Annotated in this window: 15 protein-coding genes and 1 riboswitch; of the genes, 7 read left to right on the top strand and 8 right to left on the bottom strand. The window is 70.7% G+C overall.

Features of this window, described 5'->3' with window-relative positions; genetic code table 11:
- Window positions 1–75: 75 nt before the first annotated feature.
- Entirely contained in the window at window positions 76–633 is a 558-nt protein-coding gene (locus tag ABWI07_RS11385) for a TetR family transcriptional regulator (RefSeq protein ID WP_149260399.1), read from the bottom strand.
- Window positions 634–701: 68 nt separating this feature from the next.
- On the opposite strand from ABWI07_RS11385, the gene ABWI07_RS11380 reads away from it, so the two are divergent.
- On the top strand, window positions 702–1109 hold the full coding sequence (locus ABWI07_RS11380; RefSeq protein WP_149260398.1) for a nuclear transport factor 2 family protein: 408 nt from the start codon (window positions 702–704) through the stop codon (window positions 1107–1109).
- A gap of 41 nt (window positions 1110–1150) precedes the next feature.
- On the opposite strand, the gene ABWI07_RS11375 is transcribed toward ABWI07_RS11380, so the two are convergent.
- A complete protein-coding gene (locus ABWI07_RS11375; RefSeq protein ID WP_149260737.1) occupies window positions 1151–1603 on the bottom strand; it encodes a GNAT family N-acetyltransferase in 453 nt (150 codons plus the stop codon).
- A 148-nt stretch (window positions 1604–1751) separates the two neighbouring features.
- Between ABWI07_RS11375 and ABWI07_RS11370 the strand changes: the two genes are divergently transcribed.
- The 3 genes from ABWI07_RS11370 to ABWI07_RS11360 all read left to right on the top strand — a co-directional run bounded on the left by ABWI07_RS11370 (window position 1752) and on the right by ABWI07_RS11360 (window position 3419).
- Window positions 1752–2096, top strand: coding sequence for a WhiB family transcriptional regulator (locus ABWI07_RS11370; protein ID WP_353818480.1), 345 nt, complete (start codon window positions 1752–1754; stop codon window positions 2094–2096).
- A gap of 90 nt (window positions 2097–2186) precedes the next feature.
- The gene (locus ABWI07_RS11365) at window positions 2187–2789 is read left to right on the top strand and encodes a rhomboid family intramembrane serine protease (protein WP_149260396.1); all 603 of its coding nucleotides are present in this window, start codon (window positions 2187–2189) and stop codon (window positions 2787–2789) included.
- 177 nt (window positions 2790–2966) lie between these two features.
- Window positions 2967–3419, top strand: coding sequence for a GVDTG sorting domain-containing protein (locus ABWI07_RS11360; protein WP_149260395.1), 453 nt, complete (start codon window positions 2967–2969; stop codon window positions 3417–3419).
- Between the two features lie 87 nt (window positions 3420–3506).
- Here the strand turns inward: ABWI07_RS11360 and ABWI07_RS11355 are convergent, their stop codons facing one another.
- From ABWI07_RS11355 to ABWI07_RS11335, 5 genes are all read right to left on the bottom strand, one after another.
- Window positions 3507–4265, bottom strand: a complete 759-nt coding sequence (locus ABWI07_RS11355; RefSeq protein WP_353818479.1) for an SDR family oxidoreductase — start codon at window positions 4263–4265, stop codon at window positions 3507–3509.
- An 86-nt stretch (window positions 4266–4351) separates the two neighbouring features.
- Window positions 4352–5809, bottom strand: coding sequence for a hypothetical protein (locus tag ABWI07_RS11350; protein WP_353818478.1), 1458 nt, complete (start codon window positions 5807–5809; stop codon window positions 4352–4354).
- A 78-nt stretch (window positions 5810–5887) separates the two neighbouring features.
- Window positions 5888–6673, bottom strand: a complete 786-nt coding sequence (locus ABWI07_RS11345; RefSeq protein WP_149260392.1) for a sporulation protein — start codon at window positions 6671–6673, stop codon at window positions 5888–5890.
- Window positions 6674–6793: 120 nt separating this feature from the next.
- On the bottom strand, window positions 6794–7120 hold the full coding sequence (locus ABWI07_RS11340) for a DMT family transporter (RefSeq protein WP_149260391.1): 327 nt from the start codon (window positions 7118–7120) through the stop codon (window positions 6794–6796).
- A 33-nt stretch (window positions 7121–7153) separates the two neighbouring features.
- Window positions 7154–7213: riboswitch (guanidine-III (ykkC-III) riboswitch) on the bottom strand.
- 51 nt (window positions 7214–7264) lie between these two features.
- Window positions 7265–8524, bottom strand: coding sequence for a UDP-glucose dehydrogenase family protein (locus tag ABWI07_RS11335; protein ID WP_235036961.1), 1260 nt, complete (start codon window positions 8522–8524; stop codon window positions 7265–7267).
- A 346-nt stretch (window positions 8525–8870) separates the two neighbouring features.
- On the opposite strand from ABWI07_RS11335, the gene ABWI07_RS11330 reads away from it, so the two are divergent.
- The 3 genes from ABWI07_RS11330 to ABWI07_RS11320 all read left to right on the top strand — a co-directional run bounded on the left by ABWI07_RS11330 (window position 8871) and on the right by ABWI07_RS11320 (window position 13201).
- Window positions 8871–10706 (top strand): acyl-CoA dehydrogenase, encoded by a 1836-nt coding sequence (locus ABWI07_RS11330; protein ID WP_353818477.1) that lies wholly within the window; start codon window positions 8871–8873, stop codon window positions 10704–10706.
- 184 nt (window positions 10707–10890) lie between these two features.
- The gene (locus tag ABWI07_RS11325; RefSeq protein ID WP_353818476.1) at window positions 10891–11544 is read left to right on the top strand and encodes a TetR/AcrR family transcriptional regulator; all 654 of its coding nucleotides are present in this window, start codon (window positions 10891–10893) and stop codon (window positions 11542–11544) included.
- Window positions 11545–11677: 133 nt separating this feature from the next.
- A complete protein-coding gene (locus ABWI07_RS11320) occupies window positions 11678–13201 on the top strand; it encodes a hypothetical protein (RefSeq protein ID WP_353818475.1) in 1524 nt (507 codons plus the stop codon).
- A gap of 41 nt (window positions 13202–13242) precedes the next feature.
- Here the strand turns inward: ABWI07_RS11320 and ABWI07_RS11315 are convergent, their stop codons facing one another.
- Entirely contained in the window at window positions 13243–13608 is a 366-nt protein-coding gene (locus tag ABWI07_RS11315; RefSeq protein WP_353818474.1) for a hypothetical protein, read from the bottom strand.
- Window positions 13609–13899 lie beyond the last annotated feature (291 nt).

Raw genomic sequence — 13899 nt, 5'->3', positions numbered from 1 at the left:
TGAAAAATCTGGACACACACCCAGGTGGCCAGCATTTCACGCCAAGGTGAACACGGACAGAAGCCTTCGCGGCCGCTAGGGAGCGAGCACGGCGCGGCAGGTGGTGGCGATCAGTTCGTCGACCCGCGCCGGCGGGGGCCGGCGGTCGAGCAGGTGGCGGCGGACCGCGCCGTAGGGGACGTCGACGGTGGCGAAGACCAGCCGGTCGCGGTCGACGCCGTGGCGCCGGGCGAAGGCGGTCAGCGCGCCCGCCGCGCGGGCGTTCAGGGCGTCGAGCGGCTCGGCGAGTTCGGCGGGCCAGGCGGCGGCGAGGTCGCGGCGGCGGTGCAGGAGCAGGACGGCGGCCTCGGCGGGGTTCTCGCGGCACCACCGGGGCGTGTGCAGGGCGGCCGCCTCGGCGTCGTCGGCGTCCAGGGCGGCGACGAAACCGTCCTGGAAGCGGCGGACGCACCGGGTCCACAGGGTGGCGAGCAGCAGGTCGCGCGACCCGAAGCGGTGGTACAGCGAACCGGAGGGCGCCCCGAGGCGGTCGGCGATGGCGGCGATCGTGGCGGCGGCGGGCCCGCCCTCGGCCGTCACCGCGAGCGCGGCGTCGAGGATCCGGTCCTCGCTGAACTTGGCGGGCCTACCCATGCACGTCCTTCCGATGATAGTAGTGAGAGGATTCTAGAACAGCGTCTCCAAAACAACGAGGAGCGGCCATGGCGGCGTCCGAGATCGTCAAGGGTTTCTACACCGCGGCCCAGGCGGGCGACGGGGCGGCGATCCTCGCCCTCCTCCACCCGGATTTCGAGGCGCACACCGCGCCCGGGCTGCCGTGCGGCGCCGGCGGCGCCTTCCAAGGGCCCGAGGAGACGCTCGCCCGCGTGTGGGGAGCGGTCTTCGCCGAGTTCGAAACGGCCCCCTACGCCGAGACCTGGCATGAGACGGGGGACGGCCTCGTCGTGGTGACCGGGCGCTACCGGGGGACGGCCAGGGCCACCGGCCGTTCGTACGAGGCGGAGTTCGCGCATCTGTGGCGCGTCACCGACGGGAGGATCTCCTGGCTGCACCAGTACACCGACACCGCCCGGTGGCGGGACGCCCTCGTCCCGGCCGCCACGCCGTGAACCCGCGGTGATCCCGCCGCGAGCCGTCGCGGGGGCGCGGCTCAGGTGAGGTGGTACTTCATCCCCATGTGGGACGGGCGGAAGCCGATCTTCTGGTAGAAGCGGATCGCGTCGGGGCGCTGGCGGTCGGTGGTGAGCTGGACGACGCGGCAGCCGCGGGCGCGGGCCTGGTCGATCGCCCAGTTGATCATGAGCTGGCCGATCCCGCTGCCGCGCTGCTCGGCGGCCACCCGGACGCCCTCGATCTGGGCGCGCTCGGAGCCGGTGTAGGTGAGGCCGGGGATGAAGGTGAGCTGCAGCGTGCCGGCGACCGCCCCGGCGACCTCGGCGATGACCAGGCTGTTGTTGGGGTCCTTCTCGATCGCGGCGAACGCCCTGAAGTAGGCCTCCGGGATCTTCTCCCCCGGTGTTTCGCGTGTGGATCCCAGGGGATCGTCGGCGAGAAGCCGGACGATCTCAGGGAGATCGTCCACCGTCGCCTCGCGGAAGGTCACTTCTTGATCACTCTGCACACCTCCAAGGTTATCCGGGCGCTAAGTTGCAGCGTTCGCCCATGTCTTGTAGTACTACGATGCGTAGTACTACGCTGAGTGGAGATCCCCGGCTCGGACGGCGGTCTCATCGCCGCGCAGGGAGAAGTCAATGCACAAGAACGAGAACGAGGAACACTGGAGCGACCACGCCATCTGCCGCGGGGCCGACCCTGACCTGTTCTTCCCGATCGGCTACTCGGCGCCGCTGCTCCAGGCGCAGGAGGACGCCGCGAAGGCGATCTGCTCCAACTGCCCCGTGAAGGCCGACTGCCTCGCGTGGGCGCTGCGGGTGGGGGAACCCGACGGCATCTGGGGCGGTACGACCCCCGAGGAGCGGCGCTATCTGCGCCGGACGGCCGACGCCCCGGCGCGGCGGCCGCTGCCGGTGATCGTGGTGCGCGGTGACGCCTCCGAGTCGGAGCACGCGCCGGCCGCCCAGGAGAGGGCCGCCTAGCAGCAGGCCGCCGCCGCGAGGTCGTCGGCACCTTCCGGCCGTCCCGCTCGTTGACGGTTTCAGGGACGTACAGACTTTACGGTGGCTGACATGAGCTATACCCCCGACCGGCAGCGTTCCGAGGGACTGGCGAAGCACGGCGTCCGCGCCCTGTCGTCCGCGGTGCTGATCCTCATCGTGACCGCCGCGATGTGGGTGCTGGAGGCGGTCGACTACACGACGAACGGGTGGCTCGACCGGTTCGGGATCCAGCCGCGCGACGTGGACGACCTCCCCGACATCTTCACCGCGCCGTTCATGCACGCGGGCTTCGGGCACCTGATGGCCAACACGGTCCCGTTCCTGATCCTCGGCTTCGTCGCGGCGGCGCGGGGCATCGCGAAGTTCCTGGCCGCCAGCCTGATCATCATCGTGGTCGGCGGGCTCGGGGTGTGGTTCCTCAGCTCCGCCAACACCCTCGGGTCGAGCATCCTGATCTTCGGGTTCTTCGGCTACCTGGTGGGACGCGGGATCTTCGAGCGGCGGCTGCCGGACATCGCCATCGCGGTCGCCGTCGTCGCCGTGTACGGGACGATGCTGCTCGGCGTCCTCCCGAGCGACCCCACCATCTCGTGGCAGGGCCACCTGTTCGGGCTGCTCGGCGGCGTCCTCGCCTCCTGGTTCCTGCGCCGCGGCAAGATCGAGGCGCCCTGAGGGTCGCTCGGCGTGTTGTCCAGAATTCGGCTCTAAATGCTTTTTATTGCGAATAGACGATAATCTGGCGACTCCATTGTTTTGTCGTCACCATGGCTCTTCTTGATCTTCGTCGGGTATCGGTCCCCCTGAGGCGGGCGACATCGCCCACCAAAAGGAACGATCAGGGGGAGAAGGATGAGCGTGCGACAAGCGATGGCCGTGGCCGCCGCGGGAGCGGCCGCGGGGGCGTTCGCGGTGATGGGGGCCGGTACGGCGCAGGCGCAGACGGACGTCGAGCTCTGCGAGTACCTCGTCACGGCGCCGCACGGACTCAACGTCCACGAGATGCCGAATGTGCATTCGAAGGTCGTGGGCGTTCTGAAGTACCACGCGAAGCCGTGGGCCGACTGCAAGAAGAAGGGTTTCACCGAGATCCGCGGAAATGTCCCGGTGCAGCTCCGGCACGGGTTCATCGACGTCAAGTACCTGCGCAAGCTCCGCGTCATTCCCACCGAGGGCGTGGAGACGGGTGGCGGCGGCACCTCCACCGGGACGAGCTCCGCGCTCGCCGGGGCGGGTCTGGCCACGGTCCTCGCGGGCGGCGGGCTGGCGCTGGCGGCACGGCGGCGGGCGACCACTCCCGCCTGACGGCCGGCGACGGGGCGTGGACGAGGACGCCCCGTCGTCCGCCACGACGGAGGGCGGCCGTGTCGCCGTGGTGCGGCGACGCGGCCGTCAGCTCCGCGACGGGTTCGGCCGGACGGTGACGTCCGAGACCACGGCGTCCCGGGGCGTCTCCAGCGCGGCGACCAGCACGCGCGCCACGGTCTCAGGGGCGGCGAAGTCGTCCTCGGCGTAGGGGTGGCCCTCCTGGGCGCGAACCCTGCGCTGCATGTCCGTGGCCGTCCGCCCCGGGTAGACGGTCGTGACGCGCAGGGACGGCTCCTCCGCGCGCAGCGAGTCGGCCAGCGCGCGCAGGCCGAACTTGCTCGCCGCGTACGCCGACCACTCCGGGTTGGCGCGCAGCCCCGCGGTGGAGTTGACGAACACGACGTGGCCCTCGGCGGCGCGCAGCGCGGGCAGCAGCAGCCGCGTCAGCTCCGCGGCCGACACGAGGTTGACCGACAGGTGCTCCATCCACTCGTCGGCCTCGGTGTCGGCGACCGTCCCCAGATGCACCATGCCCGCCGCGTGTACGACGCCGTCCAGCCGCACGGGGATCCCGGCCTCCGCGAGCGACGCCTCGATGCGGCGCGGCTCCGTCAGGTCGAGCGGGATCGTGCCGATGGCCGCGGCGCGCGGTGGCGAGGCGACCGCGCCCCGGTTGATGACCTGCGTGGCGGCGTTCGCGCCCCCGCGCAGCGTCGCGGCGAGGCCGTCGAGGCGCTCGGGGGAGCGGCCGGTGAGGAGGAGGTCGTGCCCGCGTTCGCGCAGCAGCTCCGCCACCGCCGTGCCGATGCCGCCCGTCGCCCCCGTGATCAGATACGTGCCCATGGCGTCCCATTCTCGTGGATCCCCTACCCCGGAATGACGCCCGGGGCGGTGCCCTGGTTCGGTGCCCTCCCGTTTCGGGCGGCGGCTCAGTTCGGGCGCAGCACCCGGGCCGCGCCGGCGATCAGCGCCGTCACCAGCACCCATCCCGTCGCGACCAGCGCGTACCCCACCCAGCGGGACCAGTTCACCGCGTCGTAGGAGAGCTGCTGCCCGAACGTGTCGAGGGGGATCAGCAGGTCCAGCGTGTAGATCAGCGCGTGGAAGGAGGGCAGCTCGTTCTGCGGCTTGACCGGTCGCGGGTGCTCCATCGAGAACACCGTCGTCCCGACGGCCAGCAGGGCGGCGAACCACGCGAACGCCAGCCAGGGCCGGTAGCCGAACCCCACCGTCCAGTCGAGCACGTGGTTCCACGCGCGGGCGACCGGGTGCAGCATGCGGCGCCGCGCCCGCATCTTGGCGAGCTGCACCTTCCGGGCCAGATCGTCGTGGCCGATGCCGTGGTACCAGCCGGCGAGCTGCTCGTACGGCTGGAGGCGGAACTGCGTGTCCCGCGACACCCAGCTGAGCCGGTCCTTGAACTTGCCGCCGCGCAGCGTCTGGTACGTCAGGCCGTCGAGGTACAGCTCGTCCGGCCAGATGTCCGGGTGGTCCTGGATGAGGTCGATCCGGGAGTACAACAGCGACACCCGGCCCCTGATCTTCTCCTCCGGCCACAGCAGCAGCTCGTCGACCTGCATGTGGCTGGCGTGCAGCGCCATCCGCGCCGGGTCGGAGGAGTCGAGCCGGCCCTTGGAGAACGAAAGGATGCCGTTGACGCGGGCGCTGCGCAGCCGGACGGTGCCGAGCGCGTTGAACCCGTGGCTCAGCTCCGCGGTGTCCTCGACGACCATGTTCTGCGCGTCCAGGGCGATGCGGCCCGGGTTGACGAGGGTGGTGCGCTCCATGAACAGCCCGCCGTTCATCCGCCCGCCCACGAACCGCACCCCGCCGGTGATCTCGGCGTCCCTGATGAACGCCCCGGCGTCCACGACGAGCGCGCCGCCGGAGACCGCCCACTTCTCCGGCGCGGACGCGGTGACCCGCGTCCCGTTCATCCGCAGGCCGCCGAGGATCTGCGCCCGCGGCAGCCGGACCTCCCCCTCGATCTCCGACCCGGACAGGCTGAGGAAGCCGTCCACGCGCAGGCCGCCGCCGTCGAAGCCGGGCATCCGGCAGCCGGAGAACCGGAGCTGGCGCGTCTCGGCGTTGGCGAACACCGCCTCCTCGACGAGCCGGCAGTTTTCCAGGAGCAGTTCGGCCTCGACGCGGCCGCCCGAGACGTCCAGCCGCCCGGTGACGTAGGCGCCGCGGAGCCGGACGGCCGCGACCGCGCCGGGACGGGCCTCGCGCTCCCCGAGCAGCAGCCGGGTGATGATCTCCGCGCGGACGATGCGGTCGGGCAGGGGGCCGGCCGGGCGGTCGTCGCCGAGGACGACGGTCGAACCGGTGGGGAACGCCGTCCAAAGGCGCCGTTCCGCGTCGTTGAGTCCGGGGGGCTGGGGCACGGGACCTCTTTCTACGCGGAGATCCCCTCCGCGATCAACATCGCGGAGGGGATCCCCCGTGTACGGCTTGCCGGCGGGCTAGAAGAAGCCCCGGCGGCGGCCGGCCTCCTGCAGGAAGCCGTCGAGCTGCTGCTCCCAGTTGGTGTGCTCGACGGTCGCGTAGTCGACCGTGAACCGGCTGAACGCGTCATGGCCCTCGGTGAACACCCCGCCGCGCTTGTCGAGCTCCAGCACGACCTCCATCGACTGCGGGTAGGACACGAACGTCACTTCGAGCTGCTTGATGCCGCGCGCGTACTGGCCCGGCGGGTAGAACTCGATCTCCTGGTAGAAGGGCAGCTCCTGGTGGACGCCCCAGATGCGGCCCTTCTCGCAGTCGGCGTTCCGGAACTGGAAGCCGAGGTTGGAGAACGCCACGAGGATGCGCTCCTGCGCGGGCAGCGGGTGGACGACGATGGGGTCGAGGTCGCCCGGGTCGAGCGCGCCCGCGACCTCCAGCTCCGTCGCCAGCCCGACCGTCGTCCCGTGCAGAGGGCGCCCGTACATGTGGGTGAGCGGCGCCTCCCACGGGATCGGGAACTGGAACGGGATGCTGTGCCGCGCACCCTCCTGCAGGCTGAACCCGCCCGCGACCGGCATCTTGGAGTACTCCAGGTTGGAGGTGTACTCGTTGTCGCCCGACTCGACCTCCACCCTGGTGCGCAGGGCGAGGTTCACCGCCTTGATGTCGGAGTTGAACTGGCCTCCGATGATGGCGATCTCGCCGGTGACCACGCCGCCGGGCGTGGTGTTCGGGTCGTGCAGAACCGTCTCGATCGAGGGGCCGCCGATGCCCATCGCCTGACGCAGCTTCTTGAAGACCAAGGTCCGTCCTCCCGTGTTCGAGCGACTCCCCGCGCTCTCTTCGTCCCATAGACGCTGTTACGGGAGATTACGTTCCTAAGAACTTTGCTGACCTGCGAAATCGATGGCCGCACCTGGCCGTCAATGGCCCCCGCCTCCGGCGAGGTTCAGGCCGACGACCCCGAGGACGATGAACGCGAGCGCGACGATCCGCGTCGCGGAGACCTCGTCGCCCATGACGAGCATGCCGAGCACCGCGGTCCCGACGGCTCCGATGCCGACCCAGACGGCGTACGCGGTACCGACCTCCAGGTGCTTCAGGGCGACGGTGAGGAGGCCGAAGCTCGCGACGGCGAACACGAGGAATCCCGCCGACTCCAGCGGTTGGGTGAAGCCCTTGCTCGCCTTCAGGCACAGGGCCATGGCGACCTCGAAGAGGCCGGCGACGATGACGAGGATCCAGGCCATGATGGCACTCCCGGAACGCGAGACGACTGCTGTCACGCGCCGTCTTCGCCTGCCGGGTACGGCGCACCTCGTCCGGGAGAGACCGCTCGCCTGAGCGGGGCCCTCGACTATCGTCAACGGCCCCCCGGCGCGGGGTGTTCCCCGCTAGGAGCGGCCAAGGGCGCGGTACTCCCAGCCGGCCGCGCGCCAGCGGGCGGCGTCGAGCGCGTGCCGTCCGTCCACGACCCGTTTGTGCCGGACGACCCCGGCCAGCGCCTCCGGCTCGACCTCCCGGAAGTCCGACCACTCGGTCAGCAGGACGACGACGTCGGCGTCCCGCGCCACGTCGAACGCGCTCTCGCCGTAGGTCAGCTCGGGGAACGCGCGGCGGGCGTTGTCGAGGGCGACCGGGTCGTAGACGCGGACGTCCCCGCCCAGGCCGTGGATCGTGCGCGCCACGTCCAGCGCGGGCGCGTCCCGGATGTCGTCGGAGTTCGGCTTGAACGCGGCGCCCCACGCGGCGACGCGCTTCCCGGCGAAGTCGCCGCCGAGCAGCTCCCGGACGAGGTCGACGGTGCGGGCCCGGCGCCGCCGGTTGATGTCGTCCACCTCGCGCAGGAACGCCACGGCCTGGCCGACGCCGATCTCCTCCGCGCGGTGCGCGAACGCCCGGATGTCCTTGGGCAGGCAGCCGCCGCCGAACCCGAGCCCGGGGCGCAGGAACTTGCCGCCGATCCGGTCGTCCAGCGCGAGCGAGTCGGCGAGGTCCTTGACGTCGGCGCCGACCGCCTCGCAGACCTCGGCCATCGCGTTGATGTAGGAGATCTTGGTGGCGAGGAAGGAGTTGGCCGCGACCTTGACCAGCTCGGCGGTCGCGAGGTCCGTCCGGATCACCGGCGTGCCGAGGTCGAGGACCGGCTTGAACGCGGCCCGCAGCCGCTCGTGCGCCCAGTCGGACGCGACGCCGAACACCAGCCGGTCGGGGCGAAGGGTGTCGTCCACGGCGAAGCCCTCGCGGAGGAACTCGGGGTTCCACGCCAGCTCGACGTCGGCCCCGGCGGGCGCCAGCTCCTGCACGAGGCCGGTGAGGCGCGCGGCCGTCCCGACCGGCACGGTGGACTTGCCGACCACGAGCGACCTGCGGCGCAGGTGCGGCGCGAGGGAGCGGACGGCGGCGTCGACGTAGGTCAGGTCGGCGGCGTCCGAGTCGGCCTTCTGGGGCGTCCCCACGCAGATGAAGTGGACGTCCCCGAACTCGCCGGCCTCCGCGAAGGAGGTGGTGAACCGGAGCCGGCCCGAGTCGAGCGCCTTCGTGAGCAGCTCCGGCAGCCCCGGCTCGAAGATCGGAACCTCGCCGGACGCCAGCCGCTCGATCTTGCGCCGGTCGACGTCCACGCCGAGGACCTCGTAGCCCAGCACGGCCATGCAGATCGCGTGCGTGGCACCGAGGTACCCGGTCCCGATGACGGTCAGCCTGGGAGCGGCCGCCTCATCCTGCTTCAATGCGCACCTCCTCGTGCACCGCGGTGAATTCGCGCCCGCTCGATCTTGCCACCCCTCGCGCGCGGGCCGTATGAGGGTGCGGTTTCGGGGCCGCTCGGTGACTTCGGTCACGCGGCGGGCGGACGCGTGGTATCGATGTGGCCTGCCTCCCCCGAAACCGCCCGAATGGGGTGGTTGTCAGTGGTTACCAGCGGGTAGCATGATGTTGAGTTACTGACCAGTACGCAGCGGGGCCGCCGGTCGCCGCCGGAACCAGACGGAGTCTCGAATGGGGCACTACAAGAGCAACCTCCGGGACCTGGAGTTCAACCTCTTCGAGGTGTTCAGGCGCCAGGACCTCCTCGGCAGCGGCCCGTACGCCGAACTGGACGAGGACACGGTGCGCAGCATCCTCGACGAGGTGAACAGGCTGGCCGAGGGCCCGCTCGCCGCCTCCTTCGAGGACGCCGACCGCAACCCGCCGGTGTTCGACCCGGCCACGGGCGCCGTGGCGATGCCGGAGGGCTTCAAGAAGTCGTACAAGGCGTGGATGGACGCCGAGTGGTACCGGCTCGACCTCGCCCCCGAGTTCGGCGGCAGCGGCGCTCCGCGCTCGCTCACCTGGGCCGTCGCGGAGCAGGTACTGGGCGCCAACCCGGCCGTCTACATGTTCGCCTCCGGCCCCGGTTTCGCGCAGATCCTCTGGCACATCGGCACGCCCGAGCAGAAGAAGTTCGCCGAGCTGGCGCTCGAGCGGCAGTGGGGCGCCACGATGGTGCTGACCGAGCCGGACGCCGGCTCCGACGTCGGCGCCGGGCGCGCCAAGGCCGTCCAGCAGCCGGACGGCACCTGGCACATCGAGGGCGTCAAGCGCTTCATCACCTCGGCCGAGCACGACATGGCCGAGAACATCTTCCACCTGGTGCTGGCCCGCCCCGAGGGCGCCGGACCGGGCACCAAGGGCCTGTCGATGTTCCTCGTCCCCAAGTACCTGGTGGACGTGGAGACCGGTGAGCTGGGCGAGCGCAACGGCGCCTACGTGACCAACGTCGAGAAGAAGATGGGCCTCAAGGTCTCCACGACCTGCGAGCTGACCCTCGGCGAGAAGCACCCGGCGATCGGCTACCTGGTCGGCGACGTCCACCAGGGCATCCGGCAGATGTTCCTCGTCATCGAGTACGCCCGGATGATGGTCGGCACCAAGGCCATCGCCACCCTCTCGACCGGCTACCTGAACGCGCTGGAGTACGCCAAGGAGCGCGTGCAGGGTGCGGACATGACGCAGATGACGGACAAGACCGCTCCGCGGGTGACGATCACCCACCACCCGGACGTCCGGCGCAGCCTCATGACCCAGAAGGCCTACGCCGAGGGCATGCGCGCGCTCGTGCTGCTCACCGCGTCCTACCAGGACGCCGTGCAGGTCGCGGAGTTCGAGGGCCGCAAGGACGAGACGGCCGAGAAGGTCAACGACCTCCTGCTGCCGATCGTCAAGGGCTTCGGCTCCGAGCGGGCCTACGCGCTGCTCGGCGCGGAGTCGCTCCAGACGCTCGGCGGGTCCGGCTTCCTGCAGGAGTACCCGATCGAGCAGTACATCCGCGACTCCAAGATCGACACCCTGTACGAGGGCACCACCGCGATCCAGGGCCAGGACCTGTTCTTCCGCAAGATCCTGCGGGACAACGGCGAGGCGCTGAAGGTGCTCGTCGGCCAGATCCGGGAGTTCGCCGAGTCCGAGGCCGGCAACGGCCGCCTCAAGAACGAGCGCGCGCTGCTGGGCCGGGCCCTCGACGACGTGCAGGGCATCCTCGACCCGATGGTCGGCTGGGCGCTCTCCTCGATGGAGAACCCGAAGGAGCTGTACAAGGTCGGGCTGAACTCCTCGCGCCTGCTCCTCGGCCTCGGCGACCTGATCGTCGGCTGGCTGCTGTGCCGCCAGGCCGAGGTCGCCCTGAACGCGCTCGGCGGCGGGGACGTGTCCGACTCCGACAAGGCGTTCTACACCGGCAAGGTCGCGGCCGCGCAGTTCTTCTGCCAGACCGTCCTGCCCCGCCTCGCCTCGGACCGCGCCGTCACCGAGTCCACCACCCTGGACGTGATGGACCTCCCCGAAGACGCGTTCTAGCACCAGAGCGACCGCTGTGGCCCCGCCCGCCCGGGCGGGGCCACAGCGCTGTCAGGTGGCCGAGCCCCCGCGGTGCTCGCGCCCCCCGGCCATGGCCGCGCCCCTCTGCGCGGCACTGAATCCTGAAGCCGCCTTCACCTGCCGATCGCGTTCCGGGGTGGAAGCGGCACCTAGAGTGATCGTCGTGGACGAGGACTCTGTCCGGGAGCAGATCACCCAGACCGCGACCCGGTTGTTCGCCGAGCTGGGTTTCGACGGCACGACCGCCGGCATGATCGCCGCGGCCGCCGGAGTGGACACCGCCACCGTCGTGGACCTGACCGGGGGCACGACGGCGCTGTACCACTCCGTGATGGAACGGGCCCACATGGCGGAGCGGTCGATGCTCGAGGAGGCGTCCGCGTCCTTGCCCCTGTCGGCACAGGGGCTGCACGATCTGGCGGACATCTACCTGGACTTCCATCTGTCACATCCCCACATCGCCCGCCTGTGGCTGCATCGGTGGCTGGGAGACGCCGCCGCCAGCGCCGATCTGGAGTTGAGCTACGAGCGACCGCTGACCAACCTCGTCGCCGAGGCGGCGCGGCCGCTGCTGGCTCCCGACATCGACGTGGACTACATGCTGTGGACCCTGGTGTGGTCGATGACCGGGTTCGTCACCTACGGCGTACCAGACCACGGTGACCAGCCCGCGCCCTGGCGCGACATCGCTCCACTGCCGCAGGGCTACCGCAGCACCCTCACCCCCGAGACGATCGAGCGGTTCCGCTCCCACCTGCACACGTTGATCGACCGCGTCCTGCGGGCCCCGGGCCCGTCCTCCACCGCGTCCATGTAGCAACCGTTCCCGGGATCGGCTCCGGGGCGGAGGCCTTCCGAGCGGTGCCCCTCGCCGGCGTTATGGCGGGGGCTGTCGCGGTTGACTACTGTTGCCCGGGTCCCTCGCCCGTCCCCTCCCGACCGGATGACCGATGCGTGCGCTGCCCCTCGCCGTCTCTCTTGCCGGCCTGCTCCTCGTCGCCGGATGCGCCGATGCCGACCGGGCCGAGAAGGTCGCCCCGCCGACCGTGCGCGCGGGCGGCGCCCGCCCCGTCGTCCAGCCGGCGGGCGAGTTCTCCAAGGAGGGCTGGTTCGGCGGCGCGGACGGCCTGCACGCGCGCGTGGACATCAAGGGCGTCGAGCGGCAGGCCGCCAAGTCGGTGCTGCGCTACAGCGTGACGTCGCTGGACTCGTCGGTGAAGTCGGTCCCGTTCGAAATCGCGCTCATCGACACGGCCGGGCGCCGGCTCTACAAGCCGACCGGCACCACCAGCGGCTCCGGCTTCACGCCCGGCACGTCCCGCGAGATGGCCGCCGAGTATCCGCCCCTCCCGGCTGCCGTCCAGAAGGTCACCGCGATCACGCCCGGGACGGCCGGCGAGTTCAGCGGCATCCCGGTGATGGCCGCGTCGGCGACGCCGTCCGCGTCCGGGACGCCGTCCGCTTCGTCCGCGCCGCCGAGCGGGTCGGCTCCGTCGTCCCCGTCGTCTCCCTCGGCGTCGTCTTCTCCGTCGGTCGGGGCCGAGCCGGAGGTCGGGGCGGAGCCGTTCATGGCGGGAGCCCCGTCCCCGATCACGACCTCCCCGTCCCCCACGACGTCCCCTTCCGGCACCGTGTCGCCGTCGCCCCCGACGAGCGCGCCAAGTGGCAACCCCGTCGACCTGTACGACATCGTCGAGGGGGAGGACCGGACCGTCGCGTCCAGCGGATCGAGCGTCACGGTCAGCCTGCGGAGCGATGCCCTGTTCGAGGCGAATTCAGGCAAGCTGAAGAGCGGTGCCAAGGCGGTCCTGGACGGGGTCGCCCAACAGATCAAGTCGCAGGCGGCCGGGGCCCTGACGTTCGTGGCGAACGCCAATGACGCGAAGGTGTCCGGAGACCGGGCCCAGGCGCTGCTGAACGAGATGAAGACCAGGCTCGGCACCGGATTCACCTACACGTCCAACGGGCGGCAGGACGGCGATGGCGTCGACCTCACCTACCAGCTCAAGTCGACCGCGCCGGGTTCCGGCTCACCGGCCGCCTTCCGTGCGCAGGACGGCCAGAAGGTGGTGTCCCGCACGGCTCCCTTTGGCTCAGCCAAGAGGCGCCTTGAGGTCAAACCCTTCTACCGGGACGGCGCCTACATCGTCGCCGTGTTCGACATCGTGAACGAGGGGCCGGGCACCACGCCGCCGGACGCGTCCTACCCGAATCCGAGCTATCCGGGCGGGGTGTTCGGTTCGTTCTCGATCCAGGTGCCGGGCAAGAAGGACGTCTACCGCGCCGTCCGTGTCGGCCCCCCGACGCCGGGCCGTCCCACCAACTATGTCGATCCTGGACGGGCCGTGTTCCGCACGGCGGTCAACGAGCCCGTTCGAGGCTTCGTCTACCTGCCCGCCCCGCCTGGCAACGTCACGTCCGTGACCTTCAACGCGGGCCCCTTCGGCAAGGTCGACAAGGTCCCCGTCTCCTGACCGGGACTCAGGCGACGCGGACCCCGTCCTCTTCCAGGCCGTCAGATGTAGATGTACAGATGCCACTTCAGGCGGCCGTCGGTGCCGTACCCGGGGTCGCACAAGGCTGCCTTGTAGCGAGCAGGGTTCGAAGCCAGAACCCGCTTACCGGCGGCCACGCACTTGCCCTCGGTCCAGTAGCTCTTCCAGAAGTGCCAGGCCCCCTTCCGGACGCTGCTGGCGGCCGTGGTGGCGGTGGCCGTCGCGTCGGCGTGGGCGCCGGCGGCCTGAGCCGGCGCGGCCATCATGCCCGACGCGAGCGCGAGGGCGGACCCCAGCATGACGGCCTTCCTGATGATCGGTGACCTCGCACGCTCCAGAGCGTTCGTGGCGCGCGCGGTCGGCCTGCGCGATTCACTGATCGCCATGAGTCTCTCCTTCTGCTGATCTTGCCGGGCAGCGCTGTCGCGGCGTACACGGCGGATCTGATGGGTGGCGTTCCTCGGGCCTGAGCCTTTCCGGGGCAGGCCTACGAGGTGTCTTCACTCACCGACAATCGCAGTCGCTCGGCTGAGTGTCATTGGCGTCGAGTGCATGAATCATTGGCTGTCAACGCAACGGCACTGCGATATCGGCCAGGAGGGACGCCATATGCGGCCTTGAACGCGGAACGTCAGAGCTGCGCAGTTGCACTTCGCGCCTACCCGAGGGTGCGTCGC

This window comes from Actinomadura sp. NPDC000600 (assembly GCF_040492135.1).
In the GTDB taxonomy this organism is placed as follows: domain Bacteria; phylum Actinomycetota; class Actinomycetes; order Streptosporangiales; family Streptosporangiaceae; genus Spirillospora.
The sequence above is the reverse complement of the archived record's forward strand: the minus strand, read 5'-3'. Positions and strand labels throughout refer to the sequence as shown.

Excerpts from the sequence above, each read along its gene's own strand:
- ABWI07_RS11385 (WP_149260399.1), bottom strand. The coding sequence starts at position 633 with ATGGGTAGGCCCGCCAAGTTCAGCGAGGACCGGATCCTCGACGCCGCG.
- ABWI07_RS11380 (WP_149260398.1), top strand. The coding sequence starts at position 702 with ATGGCGGCGTCCGAGATCGTCAAGGGTTTCTACACCGCGGCCCAGGCG.
- ABWI07_RS11370 (WP_353818480.1), top strand. The coding sequence starts at position 1,752 with ATGCACAAGAACGAGAACGAGGAACACTGGAGCGACCACGCCATCTGC.
- ABWI07_RS11365 (WP_149260396.1), top strand. The coding sequence starts at position 2,187 with ATGAGCTATACCCCCGACCGGCAGCGTTCCGAGGGACTGGCGAAGCAC.
- ABWI07_RS11360 (WP_149260395.1), top strand. The coding sequence starts at position 2,967 with ATGAGCGTGCGACAAGCGATGGCCGTGGCCGCCGCGGGAGCGGCCGCG.
- ABWI07_RS11355 (WP_353818479.1), bottom strand. The coding sequence starts at position 4,265 with ATGGGCACGTATCTGATCACGGGGGCGACGGGCGGCATCGGCACGGCG.
- ABWI07_RS11340 (WP_149260391.1), bottom strand. The coding sequence starts at position 7,120 with ATGGCCTGGATCCTCGTCATCGTCGCCGGCCTCTTCGAGGTCGCCATG.
- ABWI07_RS11335 (WP_235036961.1), bottom strand. The coding sequence starts at position 8,524 with ATGGCCGTGCTGGGCTACGAGGTCCTCGGCGTGGACGTCGACCGGCGC.
- ABWI07_RS11330 (WP_353818477.1), top strand. The coding sequence starts at position 8,871 with ATGGGGCACTACAAGAGCAACCTCCGGGACCTGGAGTTCAACCTCTTC.
- ABWI07_RS11320 (WP_353818475.1), top strand. The coding sequence starts at position 11,678 with ATGCGTGCGCTGCCCCTCGCCGTCTCTCTTGCCGGCCTGCTCCTCGTC.
- ABWI07_RS11315 (WP_353818474.1), bottom strand. The coding sequence starts at position 13,608 with ATGGCGATCAGTGAATCGCGCAGGCCGACCGCGCGCGCCACGAACGCT.